This window comes from Ramlibacter sp. G4-7, from assembly GCF_057784995.1.
Window position 1 is genome coordinate 107,989 of record NZ_JBYNTT010000003.1, and the last position, 14,087, is coordinate 122,075.

Sequence of the window (14,087 nt, forward strand, 5' to 3'; positions counted from 1 at the left end):
GGCTTACTCCGCCTTCGCGCCCGAGATCTTCACCACCTGCCCCCACTTGCGGATCTCCGCGGCGACGAAGCGGTCGAACTCGGGGCCGGTGGTCGGCGCCGGCTCGGAGCCGCGCTCGCGGATGAAGCGCGCCATCTCGTCGCTGCGCAGGATGTCGTTGACCTCCTTCTGCAGCCGCGCGACGATTTCGGGCGGCGTGCCGTGCGGCGCCATCAGGCCCAGCCAGCCCACGGCCTCGAAGCCCTTGACGCCGGGCACGCCCGACTCCGCCACGGTCGGCACGTTGGGCAGTTGCGCCGAGCGCGTGGCTGACGTCACTGCCAGTGGCACCGCACGGCCGGACTGGATGTGCGGCAGCGCCGCGGTCACCGAGTCGACCATCAGCGGCACCTGGTTGCCCAGGAAGTCGGCCTGCGCCGGGCCGCTGCCGCGGTAGGGGATGTGCGTGATGTACAGGCCCGCCATCGACTTGAACAACTCGCCGGACAGGTGCTGCGTGCCGCCGATGCCGGCGCTCGCGTAGTTCACGGCGCCGGGCCGCGCCTTCGCCTGCGCGGCCAGGTCCTTCATGGTCTTGATGCCGGACGCCGGCGTCGCCAGGAACACGAGCGGCACCTTGGCGATCAGCGAGATGCCGACCAAGTCCTTGGTCGGATCGAAGCTGACCTTGGAATACAGCGTCTGGTTCACCGCCATCGCGCTGCCCGCCACCAGCAGCGTGTAGCCGTCGGGCGCCGAGCGCACCACGTACTCGCTGCCGATGTTGCTGCCCGCACCCGCCTTGTTGTCGACGATCACCGGCTGGCCCAGCTTCTTGGTCAGTTGCTCGGCGAGCGCGCGCGCGAAGATGTCGGTGGCCTGGCCGGTGGGGAAGGGCACGACCAGGCGGATGGGCTTGTCGGGCCAAGCGGCGTAGGCGGGGGCTCCGAGGGTGAAGGCGAGGCCGCAGGCGAGGGCGAGACGGGCGAGTGTGCGGCGAGGGAGGGAATGAATTCGCATCGAGGGATTTTCGCATCGGGTGCTGGCGTCGCAGGGCGGGTCGGCTGATACGATTTCCGCCATGGCCGGACATCGAATCTTCGCGACGGCATTTGCCAAGGTCTATCCGCTGTACGTGCAGAAAGCCGAGCGTAAAAACCGAACGAAGGAAGAGGTCGACGAAGTCATCTGCTGGCTGACGGGCTATGACCGGGCGGGGCTGCAGCAGCAGATCGAACGGGGTAACGACTTTGAGACTTTCTTCGCGCAGGCCCCTAGCCTGCATCCGAACAGTTCGCTGATCAAGGGCGTGGTCTGCGGTGTGCGCGTGGAGGAAGTCGAAGACCCGCTGATGCAGAAGATCCGCTGGCTGGACAAGCTGGTCGATGAACTCGCCAAGGGGAAGGCGATGGAGAAGATCCTGCGTTGATCGGTGCGGCTGCGCCGGCGGTCGCCGCCAACCTACGGTTGCGGCGGGTTCGGGTCCTCCTAGGCTGACGGTGAGCGCCGAAGGCTGGACCCTATCCCTTACAGCGCCAGCTCAGAAATCTCCCCGCCTGCCTCCGAAGACGGGTTGTTGTGCCCAGGCAGCATTCCCCTTGAGATTCTTTCGAGGAAACTGGCGACCGATCGACCCGCCATCTAGCATGGCTCTGACTTGGGGAGGATGGGCATGTCAGATGCAGAAGGTCGCATCGCGGTCTTGGTGGATTGCGACAACGTGCCGCCAGAAATGGCGGAACACGCACTCCGCGTTGTTGTGCAGTTTGGCCGGGTGGTGCTCCGTCGCGGATATGGCAATCATCAAACGTTAGCCAACAAGTGGCAGGCGGCCCTCGTCCGGCTCGCCTTCACGCCGTGCCTGCAGTATCAATATGCTCCTGGCAAGAACACGTCGGACATTGCGCTCGCGCTTGACGCCATGGAAGCCATGTTCGACGAACGTGCGGACACCTTCTGCGTGGTCACGAGCGACTCCGACTTTTCCTACTTGTGCAGGAAGCTCCGAGAGCGCGGAGCAACGGTGTACATCGTTGGGGAAAACAAGACGCCGGACGCACTTCGCAACGCCAGTGACCAATTCTTCGAGTGGGTGGCGGCCGACGGTTCGGCGACAAGCGTCGAAGGATTGCCATCGGGGAAGGAGAACGGGAGCAAACGCGAAACGGAGGCCGCAGAACCCGTCAAGTCTGCCGTCCAGCGCCGTCCGAAGTTCGTCGTAGAAGCAGTTGACCTGCTTGCGGGGGCTGCATCGGAGGGCAAAGTGACGCTGAGTGCCCTTGGTTCCTATCTCAGGCGAACCGACCCTGCCTTCTCACCGCAGGCCTACGGACATTCGGGGCTGCTGAGCATGGTAAGGACGTACGACCTACTTGGCCTGCAGCAGGAAGTCGGAGGTCACTGGTTCGTCATGAAGGCCCAAGCCGGGGAGCCGAGGGCTGCGCCGGGTAACTAGGCCCGAGGTGTCGGTCATTGGTTGGTGTGAAAAAGCGTCGAGGCGTCGCACGCCTTGCACTCCGCAAAGAAGTCCTTCCCCTGCTTTCGAATGCGCCCCTCGCCACCGCAGGCGATGCAGGCGAACTTGATCCCAGTGTTCTTCTCGCACGCCTTGCACACGAAGTAGTAGCCGAACTTGCCGTACTGGGCTTCCAGGTCCGCCCCGTTGCAGTGCTTGCAGACCTTTGCTGGCAATGTTGCCTCACCACCCGGCGCCGCTGGCTCGGTTTCTTCGCCGGTGAGTGTGGGCGCAATGATCGGCTCGTCGCGGTGAGCGTTTTCGGGTGCCGGTCCCTGATTCAACGGGCGGTGAATGGATCGCAGGAAGCCGGAGATCGCGCGCCGATGCTCTGGGGACAGGGTCTCCACCCCGATAGCTCGCCCGTGCGCCATCTTCTGCAGGATCCTTTCGGGCACTTGGTCCGCCTTGCACACTTCAGGAAGAGAGCCGGACGAAGGCCATTGGATCGTTCCCGAGTCCGAAATGGCCACCAGCACGTCGAAATCAACCGTGTCGAAGAAGCCTTTTTGCTTCACCGTGCGAGCGAGCAGTTCCCTCAGAAGCATCGCCTGCATGCGCGCCTGTGTCACGGGCGAGCGCATGCCCTGCGGCTGCTTGTTGAACCAGCGGATCCACTGGCCGTCGTCCTTGATCTGGACGCTCCCCGCCACGCTCTTGCTTTCCACGATCATCAGTCCGAAGGGATGGAGCACCAAATGGTCCATCTGGGCGACCTCACCCCGTAGATCGATGCGCAGGTAGTTCAGGACATCCACCTCGTGGCTGCCGCCAAAGAAGCGCTTCAGGTAATGAGCCATCTGTTCTTCGGCGCGGCGGCCGGCGACGGCAAACTTGTCGGATCCCGTGAACGGGTCCAGCTCCTTGAGGATCAACGCGGACTCCCTGTACTTCCTGCCGCCCATATTAGCCGGCCGATCAACTTGACGCGCGAGCTCATAGCTACGGCGAGTACTAACAGCAACGCCATTCTTGCGATACTCTGAAAGGTTCCAAGGAGACAAACATGCTCGAAAGCATTGGTCTGACAGTCCTTCGGGAAATCCCGGTCCAAACAGTGGCAGGCCTGATTTCCGGGGCATATAGCCTGCATGGCGGCGTGGTGAGAGACGCAGGCGGGAGAATCGTTGCCCACTTGCTCACCAACGGACCTGCCGACCTGATAAGGAGCGCGGTTCCGGGGCTGAACGTCCTTGCGTCGCTGGTGGGAAGCGGCCAGGTCTACTCGCTCGCGCAGGACGTACAACAGGTGCACGAAATGGTTTCGTCCGTCCTGACGGTCGCAGCCACGGGCGCCGTTATTTCGGGCATTGGGTTGATCGCGAGCGTAGCGGGCACTATCTATCTCGGTCGAAAATTGAGCGCGGTCCAGGACCAACTTGCCCGCATCGAGCGGCTACTCAACGACCAGAACGTTGCGGTCCTGAAAGGTGCAGTGGACAACATGCGGCACGCTGAACATGCCGCAGACGTTGCGACTAGAAAGGCCATGCTCATTGGTGCAAAGACGGATTTTTCGCGATCCGCTCACTTCTACGGCAGCCAGTTCGCGGATGCCCAGCGAGTTGAAGAAGTCCTGCCGCTCAACGAGTCCTTCGTCCTGGCAGCGATGGGTCATGCGATGTGCTTGAGCGAACTGGGGATGTTGGGTGCCGCCGCCGCGGACTTTGACGGTCACGCAGACCGCTGGCGTGCGATTGCCAGAAAGCACGTCCAGCAGTTCGTCTTGGGTGACTCGCCCCATCGGCTGCTTGGAGAAGCGTTCATCGAGGACTGTTCGACCGCAGATCTGGTAGCGACCATGGACTTCGCACAGTCGACCCGCAATGGCTGGAACTGGGTGGACGAACTTCGCAGGCAGAAGGCTTCCAAGAGTGTCTTGGCGATGCCGTCGCGTGGTCCGAGCGACAAGGCCACCAAAGCAGCTCTCCCTGCGGTGAAAGCGATCCTGGCTAGGAGTCCAGCGTTGGACGCGTTTGGAGAACATCTAAGGTTCTTGGACGCAAAAAATCTGAGCGTCGCTGACTTTTCGCGCCAGGTGGAACGACGGCGCGAGGAGATGGAGGCCGCCGTGGTCTGCGTCGCCGCGCAGTGAGGCCTGCAGGAGTCATTCATGAGCAAATCGGTGGGAACGCGCGCGCGCTCGCTCGGCTCAGTTCCGCGACCCGTCTGAGGCTGCGTTGCCTAGATCTCAGGTGGGAGCAGTAAACCTCGTCGTGACCCGGTAGCATAAGCATCCAACTTCTTATTCGTTCCCCCTTCCCTCCCCTCCCGGCACAATGCGCAGCATGAGCCCCGCTCTCTTCTCCTCGCGAATGCGCCCCAGCGCGCGATGTCCCGCCTGAGCGCCCCCGCGCTCCGGCCCACCCTTCCCCTTTCCTTCGCACCGCCCCCAGGCGGCGCAGGCGGCCCCGTCCGCCCAAACCACAGTCAGCATGATCCAACTCCAAGCCGTCACCCAGTCGTACGGCACGCACGAGGCGCTGCGCGGCATCGACCTGGACGTGGCTCCCGGCGAGGTCTTCGGCATCATCGGCCGCAGCGGCGCCGGCAAGAGCTCCCTGGTGCGCACCATCAACCTCCTCAACCGGCCCAAGGCGGGCAAGGTGATCGTCGCCGGGCGCGAGCTCACGGCCCTCACCGAGCCGCAACTGCGCGAGGCACGGCGCGAGATCGGCCTCATCTTCCAGCACTTCAACCTGCTGTCCTCGCGCACCGTGGCGCAGAACGTCGCCCTGCCCCTGGAGCTGGCGGGCGTGGCGCCGACGGAGATCCGCCGTCGCGTCGCCGAACTGCTGGACCTGGTCGGCCTGGCCGCGATGGGCGACCGCTACCCGTCGCAGATCAGCGGCGGCCAGAAGCAACGCGTGGGCATCGCCCGCGCGCTGGCCAATCGGCCCAAGGTGCTGCTGTCCGACGAGGCGACCTCCGCGCTCGACCCGGAGACCACGCGCTCCATCCTCGGCCTCCTCAAGGAGATCAACCGCGAGTTCGGTCTCACCATCGTGCTGATCACGCACCAGATGCAGGTGATCAAGCAGGTGGCCGACCGCGTGGCCGTCATCGACGCCGGCCGCATCGTGGAACAAGGCCCGGTGATCGACGTCTTCACCCGGCCGCAGCACGCCACCACCCGCAGCCTGATCGAGGAGATCGTGCCGCAGGCGCTGCCCGAGAGCGTGCTGGCGCGCATCCGCAACCTCATGAGCGCGCAGCCCGCCGGCGACGGCCAGCTGCTGCGCCTGGCCTTCTCCGGCGGCGACGCCGACCGGCCGCTGCTGTCCGACGTGATCCGCGACCACGGCATCGAGCTGAGCATCGTGCACGGCCAGGTCGACGAGGTGCAGGGCCAGCCCTTCGCGTCGCTGGCGGTGTTCGCCCGCGGCGCCCGCGACAATCTGAACGCATCGATCGCGCAGCTGCGCGGCGCCGGCGTGGTGGTGGAGGAGGTGGCCCATGTGGGATAACTTCACCCCCGCCATGCTGGATCTGTTCGCCAGCTCGCTGTGGGAGACGCTGGTCATGGTCGGCATCTCCGGCCTCGCCGGCTCGCTGATCGGCATCCCGCTGGGCGTGCTGCTGCGCCTCACCGACCGCGGCGGCGTGCTGCAGAACACGGGCGTCAACCGGGTGGTGGGCGGCATCGTCAACGCCGTGCGCTCCACGCCCTTCATCATCCTGCTGGTGGCGATCATCCCGTTCACGCGCTTCATCACGGGCTCGTCGATCGGCACGGCCGCCGCGGTGGTGCCCCTCACGCTGGCCGCCGCGCCCTTCATTGCGCGGCTGGTGGAGACGTCGCTGCGCGAAGTGGACCACGGCCTGATCGAAGCGGCGCAGGCGATGGGCGCGAGCACTTCGCAGATCGTCTTCAAGGTGCTGCTGCCCGAGGCGCTGCCCGGCATTGTGGCCGGCTTCACCATCACCCTGGTCAGCCTCACCGGCTACTCCGCGATGGCCGGCGCCATCGGCGGCGGCGGCCTGGGCGACCTGGGCATCCGCTACGGCTACCAGCGCTTCCTGCCGGAAGTGATGCTGGCCGTCGTGGTGGTGCTGATCCTCTTCGTGCAGGCCGTGCAGAGCCTGGGCGACTGGGCGGTGCGCCGCCTGAGCCACAAGTAAGCCCTCTTCCACCTCGTTCTTCATCCAAGGAAAGTAGTCCCATGAACAAGCGCAAGCTCCTGCAATCCGCCCTCGCCTTCGCCGTCGCCGCCACCCTGGCCGGCGGCGCGCTGGCGCAGGACAAGCCGGTCAAGATCGGCGTCACCGCCGGCCCGCACGCCCAGATCTTCGAGCAGGTCAAGAAGGTCGCCGAGCGCGACGGCCTGAAGATCCAGCTCGTGGAGTTCAGCGACTACGTGCAGCCCAACGCCGCCCTCGCTGCAGGCGACCTGGACGCCAACAGCTACCAGCACAAGCCCTACCTGGACCAGCAGGTCAAGGACCGCGGCTACAAGTTCGTGTCGGCGGCGTACACGGTCAATTTCCCGATGGGCGTCTATTCGAAGAAGGTCAAGAGCCTCAAGGACCTCAAGGATGGCGCGCGCTACGGCATCCCGAACGACCCCACCAACGGCGGCCGCGCGCTGCTGGTGCTGCAGGACCAGGGCCTGATCAAGCTCAAGCCCGGCGCCGGCCTCAAGGCGACGCCGCTGGACGTGGTGGAGAACCCCAAGAAGATCAAGTTCGTGGAGCTCGACGCGGCGCAGCTGCCCCGATCGCTCGACGACCTCGACGCCGCCAGCATCAACACCAACTACGCGCTGCCGGCCGGCCTGCACCCGGGCAAGGACTCCATCGCGCAGGAAGACGCCAAGAGCCCGTACGTGAACATCATCGCCGTGCGCGAGCAGGACAAGGACAAGCCCTGGGTCGCCAAGCTGGTGAAGGCCTACCACTCCGAGGAAGTGCGCAAGTTCATCCAGGCGGAGTTCAAGGGGGCGGTCGTTCCCGGGTTCTGAGCGCCCGCACGGCGGAACGGCATGGATTGCGGGCTTGACCCGCAATCCATGAGGCGGACGACAGGGGGCGGGGTGCTACTGCACGTTCGCCGCGACCGCCGCCGTATCCCTGATCGTGAACGTGCAGCTGCGCGTCTTGTTCCCCCCGCTCGAACACGCGCCGGACCAGACCGCATCGCGCCCGTTGCTCACGCTCAGCGTGATGGCCGTCCCCGCCGCGAACGACGCGGTGCCACTGCTGCCGACGGCGACGCTGATCCCGGCCGGGTTGGACGTGACCCGCTCGCCGCTGCGGCCCGATGCGGTGACCGACAGCGGCACCGTCGGCCCCGGTGGCGCAGCAGCGGGCTCCACCGTCAGGGTCGCGCTGCGCATCGCGCTCCCATAGGCTCCCGTGATCGTGACGGGCGTTGACGCACTGACCGCATTCGTCGTGACCTGGAACGTGGCGCTGGTCGCCCCCGCCGCCACCGTCACGCTCGGCGGCACCATCGCCGCGCCCGGGTTGCTGGTGTTCAGCGTCACGAGCGCACCCCCTGCCGGCGCGGCGCCGTTCAACGTGGCCGTGCCCTGGGCGGCGTTCCCGCCCAGCACCGTCGACGGGCTGATCACCACCGAGGACAACGCCAGCGCTGAAGCCGTCGCCCGCGGCGTGAGCCGCCGCGCCACCGAGAACGGCCCCGCCACCCCCGCCGCATTGCGCGCCCGCACGCGCCACCACAAGCGCGTGGCAGGCAGGTTCGACAAGGTCGCCTGCGACACGTTCACCGTCGCACTCGCACGCAAGGGCGTGGAGAAGGTGGAGCTGTCGTCGACCTGCAGCTCATAACTGGTTGCGTTGGCCACGTCGGTCCAGTCGAAGGTCACGGGCTGCGTCGGCGTCGCGTCGTTGGCCGGCGAGACCAGGCCGGGTGCGGCCGGCGTCGCAGGCGGTGCGGCGCCGGTGGTGTTGACCAGCACCGCCATGCTGATGGCCGCACCTCCGATGCCCAGCACCAGATCCGGCTTGGTGTCGCTGGTCAGCTGCGCGGCGAGGATGGACACCGTGCCCACGCTGGAGCGGTCCGGCGGCGCGAAGTAGCGCATCGGGGGCTGGAAGGTGCCGTCCCCGTTGCCGTTGAGGATCTCGATCAGGCCGTTGCTGCCGTTGGCCAGCGCCAGCGCCAGGTCGAGGAAGCCGTCGCCGTTGAAGTCGCCCACGGCCTGGTACTGCGGCACCAGCAGGTCCTGCTCGGTGATCAGCAGCGGCGGCATGCGGAAGCTGCCGTCGCCGTTGCCGGTGAGGATGGCCGTGCGGCTGCCGTTCAGCGCCACCGCCACCACCAGGTCCTCGAAGCCGTCGCGGTTGAAGTCGGCCACGTCGACGTCGGTCGCGTCCATGCCGAGGTTGTTCTCCGCGATCAGAGTGAGCGTCGTGGGCGGGCGGAAGGTGCCGTCACCGGCGCCGAGCAGGATCACCACGCGGGCGCGCGAGCTCGCCGCGGCCAGGTCGCGGATGCCGTCGCGGTTGAAGTCGCCCACCGCCAGCTTCGCGGTCTCGGTGCCGATGTCGATTTCGCGCGCCGGCTGGAAGCTGCCGTCGCCGTTGCCCAGCATGACGGTGATCGTGCGCGCCACCGTGCACGGCGCGGTGAAGCAGGCGATCTGGTGGCCCAACACCACGTCCAGGCGGCCGTCGTTGTTCAGGTCGGCCGCCACGAGCGTCGGCGAGTCGAAGCCGGAGGTGTTGGGGAAGTAGACCGGCGCGCGCAAGGTGCCGTCGCCGTTGCCGGCCAGCAGCACCAGGCTGCGGGCCGGGTCGTTCAGCGTGGCGACGATGTCGATGCGGCCGTCGCCGTTGAAGTCGCCCGCCACCAGGTCCTGCGCCGGCGGCCCCACCGTGTATGCGACGGCCGGGGCGAAGATGCCGTCCCCGTTGGCCAGCTGCACCCGCACAGCTGACCCGGCGCCGGCGAGGTCCAGCCGGCCGTCGCCGTCGAGGTCGGCGGCGACGATGGCGTTGCCGAGCAGCGGGTAGTCGACGCGGCTGAAGCTGGCGGGCGTGGTGGCCGCGTCTGCGGGTACGGCGCCGAGGGCGAGCGCGGCGAACGACGCCACCGCGAGGCATCTGCGAAACAGGTGGTGCACGGCATGGGTCCTTTCCTCGTCACTGCACGTTGGCGGACACGGAGGCATTCGCCTTCAGGATGAACGTGCACCTGCGCGTCTTGTTCCCATTGCTCGAGCAGGCGCCCGACCAGACGGCATCGCGGCCGTTGGACACGGACAGGCTGATGGATGTGCCCGGCGTGAAGCTCGCGCTGCCGGTGCTGCCCACGGAGACGCTGATGCCGGCTGGCGCGGAAGTCACGCGCTCGCCGCTGCGTCCCGAGGCGGTGACGGTCAGCGTCGCGGGGCCGCCCGTTGGCGGCGGCGTGGTGGCGGGCGGGTTGACGGTCAGGCTCGCGGACCGCGAGACGCCGCCGAAGCTGGCCGTGACGGTGCCGGTGACGGCGGCGGTCACCGCGCTGGTGGTGACAGTGAAGTTCGCGCTCGTGGCGCCTGCGGGCACGGTGACGCTGGCCGGCGTGCCCAGCGCACTGGCGTTGTCGCCCAGGCTCACGCTGGCACCGCCGGAAGGTGCTGCGCTGCTGAGCGTGACCGTTCCGGTGACGTTCGCGCCGCCCGTGACCGTGGAAGGCGAGAGCGCCAGGCTGGACAGCGTCGGTCCGGGCGGCGGCGATGCGGCGGTCACCGATAGCGCCGCGAACACGATGGTGTCACCGAGCCGTGCGCTCAGCTGCACCGTGGTCCCCGCACTCGGGAAGGTGGTGATCGCGAAGCTCGCGCTGGTTGCGCCTGCGGGCACCTGCACGCTGGCGGGCACGCTGGCCGTGCCGGGCAGGTTGCTGCCAAGCGCGACCGACACGCCACCGGCCGGGGCCGCCTGCGCCAGCGTCACGCGGCCCGTCGCCGTTTGCCCGCCGGCAACGCTGCTCGGCGTGGCCGTGAGCGAGGACAGCGTCGGCGGCGGCGGCGCCGTGCCGGAGGGGTTCACCGTGAGGTCGGCGAAGCGCGTGACACCGTTGCCCGTGACCGTAATGCGCGCCACCGTCGTCTGGCTGACCACGCTCTTGGGCAGGAGGCTGATGCGGCCGCGGTTGTCGCCGGCCGGGATCACGACCAGGGTGGACAGGAAGGGCAGCAGGTCGGGGTTGTTGCTGGCCACGCGCAGGTACTGGTCGAACGTGGCCGTGGTGTCCACCGTGACCAGGCCGTCCGACACGCCACCCGCATTGATGGTGGCGGGGAAGAGCGTCAGCGACAGCGGCTGCGGCGCCGGCATCAGGTTGACCGTGGCCGACGTCGACACGCCCTTCCAGCTCGCCGTGATCGTCGCGGGCGTGCGCGTGCCCACGTCGCTGGTCGGCAGCGCCAGGGACACCGAGTAACTGCCTTCCGGCACCGTGACGGTAGCAGGCGGCTGGACCGCGGCGGAGCTGCTCGCGAGGGACACGACCGCGCCACCTGCCGGTGCGCGGCCCGCGAGCATGAGGATGCCCGACAGCGGCACGCCCGAGCTCACCGTGGAACCGGTGAAGGAGACCGACTTGAGCGTCGGCGGGTTGAGCGTGAACTGGCTCGACGCCGAGGCCCCGTTGTAGGTGGCGGTGAGCGTGATGGGCGTCGGCGCCGTCACCTGGCCGGCAACCACCTGGAACTGCGTCCAGGCTGTCGAGCCCTGCACGGCGACGGTGGCCGGCACCGGCACGATGGCCGGATGCGAGCTCGTGAGCGCGACGTTCCCGCCGGCGGAGGGCACCGGGCCACTGAGCTGGAGCTCGACGCCGGTATCGTCGCCGCTGTACAGCGGGATGCGCAGCGGCGTGACCGACACCGGCACCGGCGGCGCGGAGCTCACGGTGAAGGAGCGCACGGGGGACCACGCCGTGGCGGCCGTGGTGGTCGGCGAGCCCATCCCCTGGTGGGAGCGCACGCGCCAGAATTTCGTGCCTGCCGTCGGGAGCGAACGGACCACGTAGCTGTTGTTCGTGATCTGCACCGCGATTGGCACCTCGTTCGTGCGGAAGTCCGAGGTCGGGGAGATCTGCAGCTCGTAGCCGGAGTCCTGCGGGTTGAGCGTGTGCGTCCAGCTGAACGTGATGGGCAGCGTCAGCGTCACGCCGGCCGCGGGTGCCGTCGGCTGCGGCGCGGGCGGCACCGGGTTGCTGTAGAAGACCGAGAACTGGATGGTGTTGGACGGCTGCCCGACCACGCCCTCCGCGTTCACCGCGTACACCCGCGCCGTGTAGTTGCCCTCGGGGTTGGCGATCGCGAAGCCATATTGCGGCTCCGGGATGTTGTCGAACCGCACGGTGTTGCTGATGGGGAAGCGCGAATCGGTCGAGGTCTCGTAGATGTAGCTCACCGCTCCCGGCACCGCGCTCCAGGTGAAGCGCATCGATTCCCAGGGGTGGAAGGTGGAGTAGCCCACGGGCGGGCCGAGCACCGGCACGCCCGGTGCCTGCGCCGACGCGCCGGTCACGGTGAAACTGCGCCCCGCCGACCAGGCACCCTGCTCGAAGCCGCTGTTGACCGCCTGTACGCGGAAGAAGTAGGTGCCGTTGGCCAGGCCGCTCACCACGTCCTGGGTGGCGCCGTTGGTGGAGCCGATCTTCAGCACCGGCGAGAAGGTCGACGAGGTGCTGACCTGCCAGTTGTACGCAACGATCCCGGGGTCGCTCACCGCCGACCACTGCGCGGTGAACGGGATCTGCACGCTGGCCCCGTTGGCGGGCGCCAGCACCGTGGGTGCCGAGGGCGGCACGGCGAGCACGCGCGGCGCAAGCACCAGCAGGACCGCGCACAGCAGTTGCAGCAGCGCGGCATACAGACGATCGGTTCTTCTCATGATCACCTCCGTGGGCGGGGAGGCGCAGGCAACGCGCCTGCGGGCGACTGCGGCGAGGTCAGCGGGCCCGTGGGCCGGATTGGCAGGGATGCCCGCCGGCAGGTGCCGGCAGGAAGGTCGTGCTCACGCGGCCGTCGCCAGCGATGCGGCGGGACACGCATGCATCGGGGTCGACCACGTGCACGGTGTTGGCAGCGTCGACGGCAACGATCATCGATGGCGGCAACGCGCCCTGGGCCGGCGCTGCAGTGCCGGCGGGCTGCGCGGTCATCCTGCCGTCGGGCGACAGCGTTCGCATGACGCCATCGCGCTGCGTGAGCTGCAGGTTGCCGTTGGCATCCCGCGCGACGGACACGGTGGCGGCGGGTGCAGCCCCATCGGCCGGCGCGGGCTGCGCGTTGAGCGTGACCGTCGTGCGCCCTGCCAGCGCGAGCAGGGCCGCGGGGGAGCCGGGCCGCACCGCCGGCGGAGGCGGCTGCGCCTGCGACAGGGATTGCGGGGGTCCGCTGCTTTCCCCGCCGCCGCAGGAGGCGACGAGCGTGCAGCAGGCGAGGAGGACAGCGCAGGTGCGTCGTGCAGCACTGCGCACCCGCTTCCTGCCAGGGACTTCGTCCATGTCGATCTCCCAACGCAGCCGCGGCGCCTGGCTCGCCTTGTACGGCGCTTTCCCTAGGGATCGATAGGGTGGGCGCGCAGTCTGCAGGAAAATTCTAGGACGAGCCGCTTCTCCTCGGGCCTGTGCGGCCGGGGTCTCGCACGTATTTACATGTGCAAGCCCAGCTGTTTCGCCTTGTCGTGAGACGCGAGACGGAAGAGCATGTCGGCTCGACCTGCAACCCATGAGCCTGAGCAATCGACTTATGGATGGATCGCGGCTCAAGGCCGGGATGACGCGAGCGCCGTTGCATTCCGTTGCGCCCACCTGCCGCGCATCCCCCGCCCCGCACACCTCGTCTCCCCGCGGCCGCGAACGTCGTCTGGCCGCGACCAATGCGTTGACGCGTTGGCCCGAGCCCCGCGATCCTCGGCTTTCAAGGAGGGCGAAAACATGAACCCCAAGGCATGGCTGTTGGTCAGCGCGTTCCTGGTGACGGGCACGGCGCAGGCGACCTGCTACAGCATCTACAAGGCCGACGGCAAGCTGCTGCAGCAAAGCTCGACACCGCCGGTGAACCTCGAAGCGCAGATCGGCGACTCGGTGCCGGCAAAGTTCGGAGCCGGCGCGACCATGACGGTGTCCGACCCCAGTGTCTATTGCCGCGACGCCCGCGAGCGCCGGCACGCGCCCAGGTCGCTGGCGGATGCGCTGCTGCAGGAAGAAAGCAAGAAGGCGCCCGCTGGCAAGCAGGCCGGCGTGTCCCCGGACGACACGAAGACGGCGGCCAGGTAGGCGCGACGGTGGACTGACTCCCTCTCCCCCCTGGGGAGAGGGCTGGGGTGAGGGGCACGCAGCACCCAAACCTTCAGGTGCATCATCAACCCATGTCCGTCATCACCACCGAGCTCTACAAGCTCTACCCCTCACCCCGCAACAGCGAACGCACGATCTTCGCGCACGAAGTGTTCGTGCCGCATCCCTATGCGCTCATCGACCCGCCCACCTATGACCCGAAGGGCCGATGGACTCTGTTCTCTGCGCATCGGCTGGCGGATGGGAAGAATGGGCAGCTGGTGACGTTCGAGGTTGAGGGGGATGCGGAGCGGTTTGAGGCGAGGTTCGTTCCGGACTGAGTATTCCCAG

General features: G+C 67.7%; 13 protein-coding genes. 8 read left to right on the forward strand and 5 right to left on the reverse strand.

Annotated elements, in window-relative coordinates; all coding sequences use genetic code 11:
• Positions 1–3: 3 nt before the first annotated feature.
• Positions 4–999: a Bug family tripartite tricarboxylate transporter substrate binding protein gene (locus AC3EGR_RS05500; protein WP_488545445.1), complete on the reverse strand. Its 996-nt coding sequence runs from the start codon at positions 997–999 to the stop codon at positions 4–6.
• Between the two features lie 61 nt (positions 1,000–1,060).
• On the opposite strand from AC3EGR_RS05500, the gene AC3EGR_RS05505 reads away from it, so the two are divergent.
• Both AC3EGR_RS05505 and AC3EGR_RS05510 read left to right on the forward strand, forming a co-directional pair.
• Complete coding sequence (locus tag AC3EGR_RS05505; protein ID WP_488545446.1) at positions 1,061–1,408, forward strand: DUF2200 domain-containing protein; 348 nt, start codon at positions 1,061–1,063, stop codon at positions 1,406–1,408.
• 243 nt (positions 1,409–1,651) lie between these two features.
• A complete protein-coding gene (locus AC3EGR_RS05510) occupies positions 1,652–2,434 on the forward strand; it encodes an NYN domain-containing protein (protein WP_488545447.1) in 783 nt (260 codons plus the stop codon).
• Positions 2,435–2,448: 14 nt separating this feature from the next.
• Here the strand turns inward: AC3EGR_RS05510 and AC3EGR_RS05515 are convergent, their stop codons facing one another.
• Positions 2,449–3,369 carry a nuclease-related domain-containing protein gene (locus AC3EGR_RS05515; protein ID WP_488545448.1) on the reverse strand — a complete coding sequence of 307 codons (921 nt, stop codon included), beginning with the start codon at positions 3,367–3,369 and terminating at the stop codon, positions 2,449–2,451.
• A gap of 131 nt (positions 3,370–3,500) precedes the next feature.
• Here AC3EGR_RS05515 and AC3EGR_RS05520 point away from each other — a divergent pair, with 131 nt between their 5' ends.
• The 4 genes from AC3EGR_RS05520 (at position 3,501) to AC3EGR_RS05535 (ending at position 7,455) form a co-directional block, all read left to right on the forward strand.
• Positions 3,501–4,589, forward strand: coding sequence for a hypothetical protein (locus tag AC3EGR_RS05520; RefSeq protein WP_488545449.1), 1,089 nt, complete (start codon positions 3,501–3,503; stop codon positions 4,587–4,589).
• Between the two features lie 340 nt (positions 4,590–4,929).
• Positions 4,930–5,961: a methionine ABC transporter ATP-binding protein gene (locus tag AC3EGR_RS05525; RefSeq protein WP_488545450.1), complete on the forward strand. Its 1,032-nt coding sequence runs from the start codon at positions 4,930–4,932 to the stop codon at positions 5,959–5,961.
• Complete coding sequence (locus AC3EGR_RS05530) at positions 5,951–6,616, forward strand: methionine ABC transporter permease (protein WP_488545451.1); 666 nt, start codon at positions 5,951–5,953, stop codon at positions 6,614–6,616. The genes AC3EGR_RS05525 and AC3EGR_RS05530 overlap by 11 nt, the downstream gene beginning before the upstream one ends.
• A 41-nt stretch (positions 6,617–6,657) precedes the next feature.
• Positions 6,658–7,455 carry a MetQ/NlpA family ABC transporter substrate-binding protein gene (locus tag AC3EGR_RS05535; protein WP_488545452.1) on the forward strand — a complete coding sequence of 266 codons (798 nt, stop codon included), beginning with the start codon at positions 6,658–6,660 and terminating at the stop codon, positions 7,453–7,455.
• 75 nt (positions 7,456–7,530) lie between these two features.
• On the opposite strand, the gene AC3EGR_RS05540 is transcribed toward AC3EGR_RS05535, so the two are convergent.
• The 3 genes from AC3EGR_RS05540 to AC3EGR_RS05550 are packed head-to-tail and all read right to left on the reverse strand — an operon-like array spanning position 7,531 to position 12,962.
• Positions 7,531–9,582 carry an FG-GAP repeat domain-containing protein gene (locus AC3EGR_RS05540; protein WP_488545453.1) on the reverse strand — a complete coding sequence of 684 codons (2,052 nt, stop codon included), beginning with the start codon at positions 9,580–9,582 and terminating at the stop codon, positions 7,531–7,533.
• Between the two features lie 19 nt (positions 9,583–9,601).
• A complete protein-coding gene (locus tag AC3EGR_RS05545) occupies positions 9,602–12,346 on the reverse strand; it encodes a hypothetical protein (RefSeq protein WP_488545454.1) in 2,745 nt (914 codons plus the stop codon).
• A gap of 58 nt (positions 12,347–12,404) precedes the next feature.
• Positions 12,405–12,962 carry a hypothetical protein gene (locus tag AC3EGR_RS05550; RefSeq protein ID WP_488545455.1) on the reverse strand — a complete coding sequence of 186 codons (558 nt, stop codon included), beginning with the start codon at positions 12,960–12,962 and terminating at the stop codon, positions 12,405–12,407.
• A 432-nt stretch (positions 12,963–13,394) separates the two neighbouring features.
• Here AC3EGR_RS05550 and AC3EGR_RS05555 point away from each other — a divergent pair, with 432 nt between their 5' ends.
• Both AC3EGR_RS05555 and AC3EGR_RS05560 read left to right on the forward strand, forming a co-directional pair.
• Positions 13,395–13,736, forward strand: coding sequence for a hypothetical protein (locus AC3EGR_RS05555; protein ID WP_488545456.1), 342 nt, complete (start codon positions 13,395–13,397; stop codon positions 13,734–13,736).
• Positions 13,737–13,828: 92 nt separating this feature from the next.
• On the forward strand, positions 13,829–14,077 hold the full coding sequence (locus tag AC3EGR_RS05560) for a hypothetical protein (RefSeq protein ID WP_488545457.1): 249 nt from the start codon (positions 13,829–13,831) through the stop codon (positions 14,075–14,077).
• The last annotated feature ends 10 nt before the right edge of the window (positions 14,078–14,087 follow it).

What these genes read in the sequence shown, in the direction of transcription:
- AC3EGR_RS05525 (WP_488545450.1), top strand. Translation starts at nt 4,930, where the DNA reads ATGATCCAACTCCAAGCCGTCACCCAGTCGTACGGCACGCACGAGGCG.
- AC3EGR_RS05545 (WP_488545454.1), bottom strand. Translation starts at nt 12,346, where the DNA reads ATGAGAAGAACCGATCGTCTGTATGCCGCGCTGCTGCAACTGCTGTGC.
- AC3EGR_RS05560 (WP_488545457.1), top strand. Translation starts at nt 13,829, where the DNA reads ATGTCCGTCATCACCACCGAGCTCTACAAGCTCTACCCCTCACCCCGC.
- AC3EGR_RS05500 (WP_488545445.1), bottom strand. Translation starts at nt 999, where the DNA reads ATGCGAATTCATTCCCTCCCTCGCCGCACACTCGCCCGTCTCGCCCTC.
- AC3EGR_RS05555 (WP_488545456.1), top strand. Translation starts at nt 13,395, where the DNA reads ATGAACCCCAAGGCATGGCTGTTGGTCAGCGCGTTCCTGGTGACGGGC.
- AC3EGR_RS05520 (WP_488545449.1), top strand. Translation starts at nt 3,501, where the DNA reads ATGCTCGAAAGCATTGGTCTGACAGTCCTTCGGGAAATCCCGGTCCAA.
- AC3EGR_RS05550 (WP_488545455.1), bottom strand. Translation starts at nt 12,962, where the DNA reads ATGGACGAAGTCCCTGGCAGGAAGCGGGTGCGCAGTGCTGCACGACGC.
- AC3EGR_RS05530 (WP_488545451.1), top strand. Translation starts at nt 5,951, where the DNA reads ATGTGGGATAACTTCACCCCCGCCATGCTGGATCTGTTCGCCAGCTCG.
- AC3EGR_RS05510 (WP_488545447.1), top strand. Translation starts at nt 1,652, where the DNA reads ATGTCAGATGCAGAAGGTCGCATCGCGGTCTTGGTGGATTGCGACAAC.
- AC3EGR_RS05535 (WP_488545452.1), top strand. Translation starts at nt 6,658, where the DNA reads ATGAACAAGCGCAAGCTCCTGCAATCCGCCCTCGCCTTCGCCGTCGCC.
- AC3EGR_RS05505 (WP_488545446.1), top strand. Translation starts at nt 1,061, where the DNA reads ATGGCCGGACATCGAATCTTCGCGACGGCATTTGCCAAGGTCTATCCG.